The organism is Paenalcaligenes suwonensis, from assembly GCF_011290505.1.
Classification (GTDB): domain Bacteria; phylum Pseudomonadota; class Gammaproteobacteria; order Burkholderiales; family Burkholderiaceae_B; genus Paenalcaligenes; species Paenalcaligenes suwonensis.
In genome coordinates this window covers 337,390-351,108 of record NZ_JAANPV010000001.1, presented here as the reverse complement: position 1 = coordinate 351,108, position 13,719 = coordinate 337,390, and the positions used below count along the sequence as shown (strand labels likewise).

The window sequence follows — 13,719 nt, the reverse complement described above, 5'->3', positions numbered from 1 at the left end:
AATCTCATGAGCGATATTCAACGCATTGATAGTAACGAACGCCTTAGCCGTATTGTGATTCACGGTGGTGTAGCACACGTTGCCGGTGTGACTGCTTCTGATCGTAGCGGCGACATTGGTGCACAAACACGTGAAGTGCTGCAAAAAATCGATGGCTACCTAGCACAAGCCGGTACCGACAAATCCCGTTTGTTGAACGTACAAATCTGGTTGAAAGACATTGATCGCGATTTCGCTGGCATGAACGTGGTGTGGGGCGAATGGGCCGACAAAGCCAACATGCCTACACGCGCTACCTGCGAAGCCAAACTGGCTGCACCAGAACTGCTGGTAGAAATCATCGTTTCTGCTGCGGTATAAGCTAGGCCCTACGCCCTTTCTGTTGTAGAAGGGGCGTCTTTATTACCCCTGTTTAAAACACTGATACACACCCTCACGCTCACGCAAAATCTCACGCGTTACAATACAGCTTTCTGACTTCTGCATGGGAAACCCTCATGATGCCTGACACCGATTACGATTCGTTGCTGGCCCAAGCCAAAGGCTTGTTCGAAGGCGAGCACGACAAAATTGCCAATGCGGCTAATCTCACTGCACTGGTCTACAACGCCATCCCCGGTCTGAACTGGGTAGGTTTTTATTTTTTTGATGGCAAAGAACTGGTGTTAGGGCCTTTCCAAGGCAAACCTGCCTGTATACGTATAGCGCTAAACAAAGGTGTATGTGGCACCGCTGCGGCCACTCGCCGCGTTCAACGCGTAGACGACGTACACACCTTTGATGGCCACATCGCCTGTGATGCAGACTCTAATTCTGAACTGGTGGTACCGCTGGTACGCCACGGTGAACTGGTAGGAGTATGGGATGTAGACAGCCCACTTCTGGCTCGCTTCACTGCAAAAGACGAAGCAGGTATGCAAGCCCTGTGCTCACTGTTTTTAGAATCGTATAAATAACGCTAGTGCAGGCCCTGCCAGCGCTCAACAGAAGGCTCTGCCACCGCCCAATGCCACTGCCCTTGGTAGTGGCAAATGGAGGTGACATACGGCAGGATTTGGCCTTCCTCGCCATCCACCGTAAACACCACTTCCCTACAGCGTGCGAGTGCATTATCAATGTCGCGCACCACTTCTAATGTCCCTTTCTCGTTGCCGTAGGGAATGGTATTCGATACTTCCCACGCTACAGTCTGGCCTATGGCTAAGCTACCCGCCAAATTTGCCATGTAGTTTTGTTGGTCGTTTTGCCATTCACGCAGCACGTATTTCACAAACGCATCGGTCGCGGCTTGCGCAGTCACCCCCATACTAAAACCTATGGCTGGGTTGGCAGTAATCGCACTCCCCACCACACCGGTTACCGCACCTACGGTGCTACCAATGCTAGACGATGCGCAGCCGGATAATAAGCTCGTTGCTACGGCCCCTACACAGACCCAGGCGCGCCATCTCATCATTGCAATGAGCCCCATCGCGATGTCGCAGGTTCAGCATTCGCCCAACGCCATACCTCACCATCTTGGCAGATAGTACTGACATAAAAAGCTTGCGCACGCTCAGGGTCGTCCGCCTCTACCGACACTACGGAAAACACCACTTCTTTGCATTGCAGCCCTACACCGCCCATCAACCTACTCACCGTTACTTGGCCGTAAGCATCTTCTTCTATGGGGATGTTATGGCTGACCTGCCACTCGGCTACATCACCTACTTGCAAAGTGCTGGCGGCCAGTGCAATGGCATCTTGCTCTTCAGCGCGAGTAGTGCGTTGCAGGTATTGCACCCCGGCACGTGTGGCCGCTTGCACACCTAGACCTATACCCGTGGCTACCGCCGCGTTATCGGTGATTTGGTCAGCAATCGCTACCCCAGCTATACCGGCAGCAGCACCACTTCCTTCGGTTAGCATGGAGCTGCAACCGGACAGCATCCATCCGGCTAAACCTAGCCATAGGGCACGCGTAGTATGACGTGTTACGCAGGCTCTGAGTCTCCAGCGCATAACAGTTTTTCCACCTCGGGCAACAATGTAACCACCCGAGTGTAACGGACACGTTCTGAGTATGCGGTAAAAGAAAGTAAAGCTTTTAAAAGAGGCGCTTTATGCGCCCCCTTATTAATTGTCGCGCTGTGCTACCGGCACTTTTTCATCCGCCTGATTCAGCCGCTGAATAACAGACGTGATATAGACGGTGAAAATGGGGAAAGTCGTCATCCCAATCACCGCCAAAGTCGTGGCTGAGACTTTGCCTATAGGCGTTTGCGCAATGATGTCTGAACCTACGGTGGTCACCATCATGGCAGCCCACCATAAGACATCGTAATAATCTTTCACCTGCTTATTCACGCCCACTTCAAAAATATAAAAAATCAGAGTTTGCGAATAAATCAGCGAGAAGAAAATCACAATATACGAAATAAACAAACTGGTAATGCTGTTACGCACCACAATACGCGTCAACACCACCAACGCAGCGCCCCCACGCAGAACGGGTACAAAGCGCAGTAAATACGTCACTTCGTGCGAGAAATCTATAGAGAAATACTCGAAAATATACAGGTACGGAATAGACAGGAAGATCACTATAAAGTAGCGCCAGAAGAACCTTCTTCTGTTTTTTGCCAACAAGAATAGAATCAGAAAATCCAGTAAGAAATAGCCGCAAATCCAAAACTGTATGGTGAGATAAATGGAGCGCCCTTGGGACAACTCACCCTCGAAGGTCTCCAAAGAAATACAGATAATCAATACGATGGTCAAAATGATAGTGACCACGTTTAAGGCCTTTTCTACATCACTTTGCCAATTTCTTTTCTGATCGTTATTCGATGACATGCAAACACCACAGTGGAATGGATTCAGCGGTTCTCTACCGTACCCTTGTCCTTAGCTAGGGATTTTGCCAAGCATACACGACAAGTTCTAGACAGTGACACTTTCATCACCCTATACTAAAACTTGTTATCCCCCATCGAGGTACTACGCCCATGCGCCAGTAATGCCGCTGTTCAGTTTCTGACGGCCTGTTTTCGCTCCCCCTATTTAGCGGGGAATGTACGGCATTATTACGGATTCGCGCATGACACCTCCTTATCTAGTACTGACAGGCTTGGGCTATAACTTGCCCGATGGCCGCACCCTTTTTTCTGATCTACACCTCAGCCTAGACGCACTACGCACCGGCCTCATAGGCAGAAACGGCGTGGGTAAAAGTGTATTGGCCCGCATCATGGCAGGCGAACTATCCACCAGCCACGGACAATGTCAGCGTATGGGCTCGGTACACTACTTACCCCAGCATATTCCTCTTTCAAGCACCACCACCGTGGCCTCGCTGTTGGGGATAGCGCATGTGCTCACCGCGTTAGAACACATAGAAGCCGGTAGCAGCGACAGCCACCACTTCGACACACTGGCTGATCGCTGGGATATACGCCAACAGTTGCATAACGCGTTAGAACAGGCTGAACTGGCACACCTACACGCTCACAGCATGGCACAACACCTTAGTGGTGGCGAATGCATGCGCCTTGCTTTAGCAGGTGCCATGCTAAGTAATGCCGACCTACTGATTCTGGATGAGCCCACCAACCATTTAGACCGTGAAAGCCGACTAGCCCTGCAGCAGCAATTACAGCACTGGCCCCATGGCTTGCTTGTGATTAGCCACGATAGAGCGCTACTGAACACGATGGATCTTATTGTGGAACTTACCCCCACTGGCCTACACCGATATGGCGGTAACTATGCGTTCTACAGCGAGCAAAAAGCCATCGCCCACGCTGCCGCCACACAAGCGCTAGAGCACCTACAACATACCCACAAGCAAGAAACCAAACAGCAGCACATGCTGCAAGAACGCCAAGCTAAGCGTCAGGCCAAAGGCAACAAACAAGGCAAAGAGGCCAATCAAGCGAAAATTTTGCTCGATAGGCAAAAAGAACGCAGTGAAAGCTCTGCTGGTCGCATACACCAACAACAAGCCGCACGACTGCAACAAGTAGGACAACATTTACAGGCAGCGCAACAACAACTCACACAAGAAAGCATCACCGCCATACACGCTGTGCACAGCAGCACTGCCTCCCAACAGCGGCTGGTCACCCTCAGCGACGTAGCCCTGCCGTACGGGAACACGGCCTTGCGCGCTATTGATTTCACCTTATACGGACGCCAACGCGTCGCCGTTGTAGGCCCAAACGGCTGTGGAAAATCCACGCTACTCAAAGTGATTGCTGGGCAAATCACGCCACTCTCGGGAAGTAGCCACGTCTCCGTGCCCTTTGCCTATTTGGATCAACAACTGCACACCCTAGACCCACAACGCAACGTACTAGAGCAGCTACGCGACGCCGCTCCCAAAACAGCCGAAGGCACACTACGCACGCAACTAGTGCATCTGGGTTTAGATAGCCAACGTATAGCTTTGCCTGTCGCACAATTAAGCGGCGGCGAACGTATTAAGGCCGCCTTAGCCTGCTTGTTGTATGCCGATGAGCCGCCTCAACTACTGTTGTTAGACGAGCCTAGCAACCACCTAGACTTACCCGCACTGCAAGCCTTAGAGCACATGCTACGTCACTATCATGGTGGCGTAATGGTGGTCTCGCACGATGAGCATTTCTTGGCACAGTTGGCTCTGAGCCACCAACTCACTGCCACGGAGAGTGGATGGCAACTCGCAGAACTGTTGCCTACTCAGGCTGACAATTCGCTTTAACCAGATGTATGTCATTATGGGTTTCGGTATTGGACACATCAAAATCCACAAAGCACTGCTGCCAGGTCTCGCCTTCCATCCAAAAGATCGCGAGCTTTCCCGCAGGGGATGGCGACACCATGTATAACTGGTTAAAAGCCCCTACGGTGAAATACTGACCTAGCTCCCCTTCTAGATAGGCCCTGGCTCCCGAAGGTACTTCCTGATTTTCCAGCAGCAGCATGATTTTATACCCCCGCGTAGTCTGAAACTCGGCCAGCACCAACGCCCCTTTAGTAGGATACAAATCGGTCTGCGAGAGCCTGCTCACGTCTACATTCAGAGGCAATGAACGGCTATCTAACCTAATGGTGTTATTGCGGTAGGCCGACAAGCCGGGCACTACAGCCAAGCCATCTTCATCAGTATGTACATTCACCCCATTTAACACCCGAATGCCTTCGGCGTCGGGGGCAATAACCATCACATTGGCCTCGGACAACGGGTGGGAAAACACCACGCCATATTCGGACGCCGTCACCGCGCCCATTACCCCGTAACTCAAGGTGCTGTGATTATGCCGTGCATACGAGTACGCCGCATTGACCTCACCAAAACCACCTTTATAAACCGCGTTTACACCACCGTAATTACCCACACCCTGCGTACCAAAACCTTGTTGCACACCCCAACCCAGTCGTTTGTCATAGGCATCACCATCTAAGCGCACACTTTGATCTACACCACCCTCGTTGTTGTGGCTCACCGTATAGCCTGCCCGCAGACTATTTTCCCCTTTGCGCGACAGCGGAATACTGAGAGTCAGCATCACTTCGCTAGAGTTACGGCCACGCTCGGCCGATGCCAAGGCACTGCGCTCGCGGCCAGTGTCCTGATAGCGCCGGAAATACAAACCATAATTGATGCCTTTGTAGGTGCCCGTGTAGCCCACACTTAACGAACGAATATCACGCCCGCTGCTAAATCGTTGATACACCATGTCGGCGTTAAGTGCCCCCAAACTATCGGGTAAGCCTTGCACCACCGATGCACCTATACGGTTTTTTTCCTGATCGGCAGGTCTATCAAAAGCAATAGCATCTTTAAAGTTCAGGTAATTTTTATCCAGTTGCTGTTGCAAGCTAAACGAGAAACGCGTGTTCGTGCTCGTGACTCCCTTGGCATAGTCTACGACCAACGCGCGCCCACTACGTGTACCCTCGTGACGGGTGTCATATCGCGCATACTTCACCCCGCTAGACAATGCGCCAAACTGCCCTAAGTTCAACCCTAGCCCCATGGATGCAGCACGGTAATCACCAGTTACCTGCGCCCCACCATATAGCGTGGTGTAGTCGCTTAGGCCATACACTAGCTCGGCCTGCCCCACATTGTGGTGCGCACCATCCCAACTATCTTCCAAGTAGCGGCCAGCCGAAACACTGTATTTCACGCCCCCTTTACGCTCCAAGATAGGTACGGAGGCAAAAGGCACAATAAACTCATTGGTACTACCGTCAGACTCTTGCACAGTAACGTGCAGATTCCCACCATAACTCGCCGGTGAGTAATCAGTGATCGTAAAGTGCCCAGCGGGCACAGAACTTTGGTACACCACTTGGCCGTTTTGCCGTATGGTTACCCGCGCGTCTGTGCTGGCAACCCCGCTTACTGCCGGCACATAATTACGCTCAGAGACGGGGCGCATCTGCTCGCTACTTTGCAGCATCACGCCCCTAAACTGTATAGAGTCAAACACTGTGGCAGAGGAATACACATCGCCCAACACTAACTCGCTGTGCCACGAACGTATGTTTCGTGACAGGGTGTTGTTTAGGTTTTCCCAGCTTTGCTTCACATCGTCTTTATGCCAAACCGAGTAATTCCGGTAGCGCCATGCCCCAATATTAATGCCGGGGCGTACGTTCAAATATTGCTCTCGTTTATTGGCATTTTGTGAAGCCGAGTAAGCGTAGTTCAGGAAGACATTGTCTATTCCATCGTCCCACATCCCCTCTTCCACCTGACGCAGCTTGTGGCTATCTACGTAGGTTTGCGGCACTGTTAGCAGCAACGAACGATCATCCCAATCGGCTTTGTAGGAAATGTAGCGTAGCTTATCTAAGTCTAAGCACGCACGTTCACCGCTTTGAAACGTAGCGGGTTTGAATAACCAAATCCCGGCATTGCTCAAGGTGTCTTCAGATAAACACGGCAGCAGTTTACGTTGGTCGCCCTGGCCCTTTTGTGCAAATGGAATCTCCAGCACATCGACCAGCTTATTATTCACGTACAAGTGCATGCCATAACTACCGGGAATCACCCCGCCATCCGGCACCATCACGTCGGCTTGATTAAGTTGTTCTACTTCTTGTGCTACCCAATCAGGCAATGGCTGCGACACCGCGCTACCTGCCGTGAGCAACCCACCTGCACTCACCACACCACACAGCACGAGAACACGAAATAGCTTATTCATCTGCTCTGTGCGAGTCGCTTTACTGGATCATGATGACGCTACTGGCGACGGTCTATGCCACAGCACCCACAAGGCATGTAGGCCTAAACCACCCAAACATAACCACCAATACCATTGGTGCCACGCCAATACGCCTATGACCCAAATGGCTAGCCCCGCTACTACTGCAAACCAGCCCCAACGCGCCCAGTTTCTACCCTCTGAAAGCCCCCCTATGGCGACAGTCCCTAGTACCAATAGTGCAAAAATCGAGTATTGCTGCCACGTCTCCCAGTAGCCATCCCCCGCCACATACAACAGCACCACGACAAACAGCCCCACCCCGGCTGTCGCAATCACCCATGCTGGCCATTCAACCGTCATGGCTGAGCGTGGTAACACCGGTTTTCGTAACCAGCGACGCAGTGGGTCGTGATTGGTGTGTACAGGGTTGGTAGAGGCATCGTGCCCCGTTACGCCATAGCACAAGGGGTATTCAGGCTGTGCCGTTTTATAGGTACCAAACAACTTATCCCAGATGAGAAACGTGCCACCAAAATTGGTGTCGTGATACACCGGATGATCGCCATGGTGCACGCGGTGATGGTTAGGCGTCACCATGAATGCTTCCAGCCATGGGGTACGCGGTGTCACCGCATTATGGTTAAACAACTGCACGCCATAATGGAAGGTAGAGACCACGAGGAATATTTCTACCGGTAGCCCCAAAAATGCCATCCAAATAAAGAATGGAACCGAGCTTAACGACGAATACCACGAGTTACGCGCCCCCAACGACACGTTGAAATAACGCCCTTCGTGATGCACCTCATGAATGGCCCACAGCAACCCTATTTTGTGATGCGTGTAATGCAGTACGTAGAAACAAAAGTCCCACACAATAAAGCCAAACACCCACTGCCATACGGTAGGCCAGCTAGAAATAACGCCTAGGCTCCAATGGCTGGCTACCCAGCCAAAGGCAAATACTTCAAAACCACGGAACAGCCATAGCACCACATGCCCAGAATTTAGGTTCAAGATGGTGTCTTTCCAGCTGTACTCTGAGCCCCTACCCTGCCATTGCAGCACAAACATTTCGGCCACAATAAAAAACAGCATAAACGCGAGAGGAAAAACCATTAGATTAATCTGCGTCACTCTGCACCTCTGCTTTCCCTGCACCAGCATAATGGCTCAAGGCAATCAATACGACGGCTATTGCTATGGCGGCCAACACATCGATAAAAAAATGCCGCTTTAACTGCAAAACGGTATAACCCACCCACACCAACCAGCCCACGTAGCAGCCTTGTACCCACCAACGCTTAGCGTGCGAAACCGCATATACCGCTAATAACGATAACAAGATATGCAGCGAAGGCACACAGTTTTGACTGGAATCCAGATGTAACAACCAGGCCACCACTTGCCCTGCCCAGGTTCCTGTTTCTACGGGTGGATACACTATCGTTGTGGGATACAGCAGGTAGATTACCCCGCAAAACAAGGCCCCCCACTGCATTTGTCGCGCCAACGTTTTAACTCTGGAGATGTCAGAAAATAGGTACGCAGCAGGTATAAGCAAGAAAAAAGACAAATATCCCCAAATAGCCGTTTGATCGTACCCCACCGCCCTATCTACCCAAGTTTCATGCACCACGTTCCCCGCTCCTTGCCAGTAGTCAGTGAGGGAGTAAATCACCCCTACCGTGCCCCAGCCCCACGCCATCCACCACAAGCGGTAGAACAGCGATTGCTTCTCTGTGGGTAACACACTCACGCTACCACCTGCTTTGTCACACGCACAATACGGCGTTTTTTCCGCAGAAAATCGCGCTCTGGGGGTTGGGCCACACCTTCCCACCGCAACAGCGATACATCCACGTTCTGAGTGGCTAGCCACGACCACAGTGCATCGTGCACCTGCTGCAATTGCGGTGCAGTAAGCGGGGCGTAAAAACGCAGTAACACGGTGTTTTCGCCCTCGTCTGGCATGACGTGCTCGAGCACATAATCCGCATCCCACGGCAACGTGTGGGCCAATACCCTATTACATGCATCGGCAAATATCGTTACCCACGGCTGCTGGCTGCCGGGCAACCTTAATTGGTCGTCAGCCCGTCCTTCTATGTGGGTAATCACACGCGTAGGCCTGCCACACAGGCACGCACACCCGCCATCGTGCAACACATCGTCTAGCCTATAGCGCACTACAGGCTGCGTAGTACGCCTGAAATCGGTAATGATAGGAACAAAACGTGTTTGGTCTACCCATTCAGTTTCTATGTACAGCGACTCTTCATTTAAGTGCATTGCACCTAACTCGCAGGTAGCCCCCAAAAAGCCCTCAGTTGCTTGATACACCTCGGCCACATCACCAAACTGGTGTTGTAAACGTTGTTTGTCGTGGGGACTCAACACCTCGGCGGCGGAAATCACCCGTGCGGGCTGTAAGGTAATGCCACCTTGCTGCGCTTTTTCTGCCAGCGCTACCAACACTTGGGCCGGTGCCACCAAAATCGTAGGTTGATACTGTTGCAATGCCTCGCACTGCTCATCAAAATTTGCCAACAAATCAAAAAATCGGAAGCTTAAAAAACGGCTGTTCACGTTCTGATAGAGCGCATTGTCAGCACGCAAGAACAATGCCACCCGTTCACCAGCAAACAAGCCTTTAGGCAGCAGCTTAGACAAAATCGTGCCGGACCAGAGGGCACGCTCAGCTTTACTGGTCACAAACAAGCCACGTGTACCAGACGTACCCGACGACAACCCCACACTGTATTCAGACACTAACTGCGAGAAATCACGGCTAGTCTCTGCACGCAACGCATTTTCCAGCACTACATCACGCTGCAAGCCTGCCGTATTCATCTGATCAAACTGCGCCATCATGAGCGCTTTATTCATCAACGGCCATGTGGGTAACGGCTGGCCCACATACGCACTAAAGTACGGGCTACGCACCAACACGCGTTGCATAAAGCGCTGTAGTTGTTGCTGTTGATACTGTTCTAACTGTTCACGCGACCACGCCCGTAAACGTTTCTGTAACCGTTTTGCTTTGTAGTACTGCCATAACGTCTGCACACTTTGCGTCATAGCGCAGACTCCGTGACTGAAGTAGAAGGAATCCCCCCCTCGTGCGCCAACTGAATCTTCACCTTGCCACGCTTATGCAGCTCGTGCAGTTTTTGTAAGGTCTGGAACATGTGCTTGGCATCGTCCATGATTAAACGTGATATCCAAGCAGGTTGACGTAATTCTGTGTAGTTTTCAGGAGCCCATGCGGCATCGGCAGCCAACAATATCCAACCAGCGGCGGTACGTATAAACACGCCCAAATGCCCACGCGCATGTCCTGGCAACGACACCACAAAGACTTCACCTTTACTGTGCGGCAATGCCCAGCCCTCCTCAAACGGAGCCAGCTCAGCCGGTAACGCACCGTACTCCCACTCTTCTACAAAGCCTAAGCGCGACTCGAAGTCCTCCGGAATTAAACCTGGTACAAAGCCTTTACGTACGGCACGCAGCCCTTTCAGCAACTTGTAGTAATCCCAGCCCGGTTGGCTGGCATACACTTCAACGCCGGGGAAATCTCGCAGCCCTGCAATGTGATCACCGTGGAAATGCGACACTACAATGCCACGTATGTCTTCACGGCCTATGCCGTGTTCGGCCAACTGTAGAATCAGCGCTTCATCATTTTTAAAATGTACCGGGGTCACTGCGGGGTATAAGCGATACACCCCTCTAGCGGTATGACTGTGAAAATGGCTGGCATAACCGGTATCCCACACCCATAAATCACGCCCCACTTCAATCACATAAGCACGCGCCGGAAAGCGACACAACTTAAAGCCGCCTCCCTTTAGCGCCACACACGCTGGGTGCATGCAGTACCCCACCTCGTACGTATGTAAAACAGCCATCTTCTTACCTTTGTGGCTGCTGTCGCAGCCAGTCAGCGGTTAAGGCGATGGCCTCTTGCATGCTATAGCGCGGGTAATACCCCAGTTCTTGCTGCGCCTTGGTTGAGCATAAGGTCATATCAAAACTCAGTGCCCCCACGCTATAACGCGTCAACATAGGTTCTTTATGTGTGAGGCTAGCCGTGGCTTCCATCCCTGCGGCAACCGTATAGAGCAGCGGATACGGCACCGCTTGTATACGTACATGTCGCCCTAACGCTTTTACAAATAACGCCTCAATCACCTCACGCAGCATCATAGGCTCTTGATTGCTAATGTTGTACACCGCGGCCGGAGGCAATGCTGGCTGAGTACTGGCCAAGTGCATGGCATGCACCACATTCAGTACAAAAGTTAAATCCACGCAGGCTTGTCCACCACGCGGCAACTTAAGCACACCATTAAAACGCGCTAACTGCTCTTGCAAACGCGGCACAATCACTCGATCGTGTGGGCCAAAAATTCCACGTGGACGCAATAACGTAAAACGCGTAGTCGGATAACGCTGTTGCGCCTGTTGAATACAGCCCTCCGCCATAAACTTGGTTTCCGCATAGGCGTTAGCAAAACGCGCCGCAATAAACGTCTCTGGGATATTGCGTCTAGCCTGAAAATCAAAATACAGCGACGGCGTAGAAATATGCACAAACCTTTGCACCTGTGCCTGCCCCGCCGCCTGAGCCAGTTTTTCGGTCGCCAGTACATTAGCGGCTACAAAATCAGCCCTAGCCCCCCACGGCGACGACAAGGCGGCACAATGCCACACCCAATCTACCGATTGCACCAAAGCATCTAGCTGGCTAGGCGCTGCGGTGGCTAAATCGCAGGCCACAAACTGTATGCCCTGCTGCGCTAGGGCAGCACCCGCTGCTTTATCACGACCCACACCGACAACAGCATAGCCTGCTTGCTGCAACCACAATGCGGCATTACGCCCCAGCCCACTGGTTGCCCCCGTGACCAACACCTTAGGAAGCACTGCTGCGCCACTATGTTGTGTCATCGCTTGCTCACAGTTTCAGTACCATGCCTGCAAACGACACGCTGGCGGCGGTGGCAATCAACATCACCACATCACCGGCTTTACACCGCTGCTGGTGCAGTGCTTCGTACAATGCCGTCGGCACAGAAGCTGCCACCTGATTCCCGTGCGTCGCATAAATATCCATCAACTTATGCGTAGGAATATCCAACTGCTTGTGTATATGCTGCATGGCTAAATGGCTGGCCTGATGCGGAACCACTAAATCCACATCACGTAGCGTCACACCGGCTTGCGCCAATAACGCGTCTTGATAGTCATTAATAAAACGCGAGGCGATCTTAAACACCTTACGCCCCTGCATCTTGAAATAAAAGTCGTGCTCCTGCATACCCGCACGGGGGTTGGCTCGCGTACCACCAGCACGGATTTCGCAAAAATCACCTTCTAGCACATGGTTCTCTAAGCGCGTTGCCAGAATCCCCTTAGACCCATCGCCTTTTTGCACCAACGCACACGCCGCGCCATCGCCAAATAAATAGGAAGACTCTTCATCATCCCAATTCAAACCGCGCGATGCCAATTCAGCGCTCACAATAGCAATGCGTTGATAGCGGCCAATTTGCAATAAACCGCTAGCCACCTCTAGTGCCGCCACAAAACTGGCACAACTGACATTCACATCAAAACCGGGCGTGCCATCTGGCGCCTGAGCCGCCCGCAAAATATGCGTCGCCGTGCAGGGCAGCGCCTGCACAGGAATAGCAGAAGCACTAATGAGCAGATCCACATCTGCCATTTTCCACCCTGCAGTGCGCAATGCATTATGTAGCGCCTCGGCACCTAATTCTGCTTGTGACACATGACTATCGGCCAAGGATCGCGACACAATCCCCGAACGTTTTTGAACATAGCCTTCAGCCTTACCCAACCGCGCATCCAATTCAGATGACAACACCGGCGTAGAAGGTAGCGCCTTGCCCATAGCGCTGATTTCAAGCGGGACTAGCCCCATGCTTAGTAATCCTTTACCACACCGACTTCAACCACCAAACCGTGGCCAAACCCGCTATAGTCATTAACAGCGAACCCAGTACATGCACGCTGACCATTCCCAACGCCCAGCTGTAAGCGCCCCGTTCCAGAGCAGTTACCACTTCAATAGAGAATGTAGAAAAGGTGGATAACCCACCACAGAATCCCGTAATAATGACTAAACGCCATTCAGGGGATAAATTAGGCATCTGCGCAAAAACTGCCACAGCAACACCCACGATATAACCGGCAACCAAGTTAGACACCAACGTACCCAGCGGCATATTCGGCCACACAGCATTCAAGCGCAGACTTAACATCCAGCGCATCACACCGCCGCAACCCGCCCCAACAGCAACAGCCGCTATGGCTTTCCACATAGAGCACTCTCCATCACGACACACTGCCGCTTTGTTGGCAGCATCACACTTGCACTACCCAGTAAAACGCTTATCGTAGCACCAGAAAAGCCGTGGGTTTTGGTCTTTTTGCTGATTTTGAAATCCTGTAACTCAGTGTAATAGTCTAAAAAATTACTCCCTACAAGACATTTACAGTAGTTACATTG

14 protein-coding genes are annotated in these 13,719 nt (G+C 51.8%); 3 read left to right on the top strand and 11 right to left on the bottom strand.

Features of this window, described 5'->3' with window-relative positions; all coding sequences use genetic code 11:
• The first annotated feature begins 6 nt into the window (after window positions 1–6).
• Entirely contained in the window at window positions 7–360 is a 354-nt protein-coding gene (locus GY634_RS01600) for a RidA family protein (RefSeq protein ID WP_166406824.1), read from the top strand.
• A 137-nt stretch (window positions 361–497) separates the two neighbouring features.
• Window positions 498–956, top strand: coding sequence for a GAF domain-containing protein (locus tag GY634_RS01595; RefSeq protein ID WP_166406823.1), 459 nt, complete (start codon window positions 498–500; stop codon window positions 954–956).
• Between the two features lie 2 nt (window positions 957–958).
• Here the strand turns inward: GY634_RS01595 and GY634_RS01590 are convergent, their stop codons facing one another.
• The 3 genes from GY634_RS01590 to GY634_RS01580 form a co-directional block, all read right to left on the bottom strand.
• A complete protein-coding gene (locus GY634_RS01590) occupies window positions 959–1,456 on the bottom strand; it encodes a hypothetical protein (RefSeq protein ID WP_242683569.1) in 498 nt (165 codons plus the stop codon).
• The gene (locus GY634_RS01585; RefSeq protein WP_166406822.1) at window positions 1,453–2,001 is read right to left on the bottom strand and encodes a hypothetical protein; all 549 of its coding nucleotides are present in this window, start codon (window positions 1,999–2,001) and stop codon (window positions 1,453–1,455) included. The genes GY634_RS01590 and GY634_RS01585 overlap by 4 nt, the downstream gene beginning before the upstream one ends.
• Window positions 2,002–2,115: 114 nt before the next feature.
• Window positions 2,116–2,835, bottom strand: a complete 720-nt coding sequence (locus GY634_RS01580; RefSeq protein WP_207625452.1) for a two pore domain potassium channel family protein — start codon at window positions 2,833–2,835, stop codon at window positions 2,116–2,118.
• Between the two features lie 244 nt (window positions 2,836–3,079).
• Between GY634_RS01580 and GY634_RS01575 the strand changes: the two genes are divergently transcribed.
• Window positions 3,080–4,720 (top strand): ABC-F family ATP-binding cassette domain-containing protein, encoded by a 1,641-nt coding sequence (locus GY634_RS01575; protein ID WP_166406821.1) that lies wholly within the window; start codon window positions 3,080–3,082, stop codon window positions 4,718–4,720.
• On the opposite strand, the gene GY634_RS01570 is transcribed toward GY634_RS01575, so the two are convergent.
• From GY634_RS01570 to crcB, 8 genes are read right to left on the bottom strand one after another with little or no spacing between them, the layout of a single operon-like run.
• Window positions 4,695–7,178 (bottom strand): fimbria/pilus outer membrane usher protein, encoded by a 2,484-nt coding sequence (locus GY634_RS01570; RefSeq protein ID WP_166406820.1) that lies wholly within the window; start codon window positions 7,176–7,178, stop codon window positions 4,695–4,697. The two genes, GY634_RS01575 and GY634_RS01570, sit on opposite strands and share 26 nt — an antisense overlap.
• Window positions 7,179–7,205: 27 nt before the next feature.
• Complete coding sequence (locus GY634_RS01565) at window positions 7,206–8,300, bottom strand: sterol desaturase family protein (protein ID WP_166406819.1); 1,095 nt, start codon at window positions 8,298–8,300, stop codon at window positions 7,206–7,208.
• 4 nt (window positions 8,301–8,304) lie between these two features.
• On the bottom strand, window positions 8,305–8,940 hold the full coding sequence (locus GY634_RS01560) for a phosphatase PAP2 family protein (protein ID WP_166406818.1): 636 nt from the start codon (window positions 8,938–8,940) through the stop codon (window positions 8,305–8,307).
• Complete coding sequence (locus GY634_RS01555; protein WP_166406817.1) at window positions 8,937–10,262, bottom strand: F390 synthetase-related protein; 1,326 nt, start codon at window positions 10,260–10,262, stop codon at window positions 8,937–8,939. Before GY634_RS01555 ends, GY634_RS01560 begins: the two co-directional genes overlap by 4 nt.
• Window positions 10,259–11,095: an MBL fold metallo-hydrolase gene (locus tag GY634_RS01550; protein ID WP_166406816.1), complete on the bottom strand. Its 837-nt coding sequence runs from the start codon at window positions 11,093–11,095 to the stop codon at window positions 10,259–10,261. Before GY634_RS01550 ends, GY634_RS01555 begins: the two co-directional genes overlap by 4 nt.
• Before the next feature lie 4 nt (window positions 11,096–11,099).
• Window positions 11,100–12,137, bottom strand: coding sequence for an NAD-dependent epimerase/dehydratase family protein (locus GY634_RS01545; protein WP_166406815.1), 1,038 nt, complete (start codon window positions 12,135–12,137; stop codon window positions 11,100–11,102).
• Window positions 12,138–12,144: 7 nt separating this feature from the next.
• On the bottom strand, window positions 12,145–13,131 hold the full coding sequence (locus GY634_RS01540; protein WP_166406814.1) for a 3-oxoacyl-[acyl-carrier-protein] synthase III C-terminal domain-containing protein: 987 nt from the start codon (window positions 13,129–13,131) through the stop codon (window positions 12,145–12,147).
• A 13-nt stretch (window positions 13,132–13,144) separates the two neighbouring features.
• Complete coding sequence (gene crcB / locus GY634_RS01535; protein WP_166406813.1) at window positions 13,145–13,531, bottom strand: fluoride efflux transporter CrcB; 387 nt, start codon at window positions 13,529–13,531, stop codon at window positions 13,145–13,147.
• Window positions 13,532–13,719 lie beyond the last annotated feature (188 nt).

What these genes read in the sequence shown, in the direction of transcription:
- GY634_RS01575 (WP_166406821.1), top strand. Translation starts at nt 3,080, where the DNA reads ATGACACCTCCTTATCTAGTACTGACAGGCTTGGGCTATAACTTGCCC.
- GY634_RS01545 (WP_166406815.1), bottom strand. Translation starts at nt 12,137, where the DNA reads ATGACACAACATAGTGGCGCAGCAGTGCTTCCTAAGGTGTTGGTCACG.
- crcB (WP_166406813.1), bottom strand. Translation starts at nt 13,531, where the DNA reads ATGTGGAAAGCCATAGCGGCTGTTGCTGTTGGGGCGGGTTGCGGCGGT.
- GY634_RS01540 (WP_166406814.1), bottom strand. Translation starts at nt 13,131, where the DNA reads ATGGGGCTAGTCCCGCTTGAAATCAGCGCTATGGGCAAGGCGCTACCT.
- GY634_RS01565 (WP_166406819.1), bottom strand. Translation starts at nt 8,300, where the DNA reads ATGGTTTTTCCTCTCGCGTTTATGCTGTTTTTTATTGTGGCCGAAATG.
- GY634_RS01550 (WP_166406816.1), bottom strand. Translation starts at nt 11,095, where the DNA reads ATGGCTGTTTTACATACGTACGAGGTGGGGTACTGCATGCACCCAGCG.
- GY634_RS01600 (WP_166406824.1), top strand. Translation starts at nt 7, where the DNA reads ATGAGCGATATTCAACGCATTGATAGTAACGAACGCCTTAGCCGTATT.
- GY634_RS01580 (WP_207625452.1), bottom strand. Translation starts at nt 2,835, where the DNA reads ATGTCATCGAATAACGATCAGAAAAGAAATTGGCAAAGTGATGTAGAA.
- GY634_RS01570 (WP_166406820.1), bottom strand. Translation starts at nt 7,178, where the DNA reads ATGAATAAGCTATTTCGTGTTCTCGTGCTGTGTGGTGTGGTGAGTGCA.
- GY634_RS01590 (WP_242683569.1), bottom strand. Translation starts at nt 1,456, where the DNA reads ATGATGAGATGGCGCGCCTGGGTCTGTGTAGGGGCCGTAGCAACGAGC.
- GY634_RS01595 (WP_166406823.1), top strand. Translation starts at nt 498, where the DNA reads ATGATGCCTGACACCGATTACGATTCGTTGCTGGCCCAAGCCAAAGGC.
- GY634_RS01585 (WP_166406822.1), bottom strand. Translation starts at nt 2,001, where the DNA reads ATGCGCTGGAGACTCAGAGCCTGCGTAACACGTCATACTACGCGTGCC.
- GY634_RS01555 (WP_166406817.1), bottom strand. Translation starts at nt 10,262, where the DNA reads ATGACGCAAAGTGTGCAGACGTTATGGCAGTACTACAAAGCAAAACGG.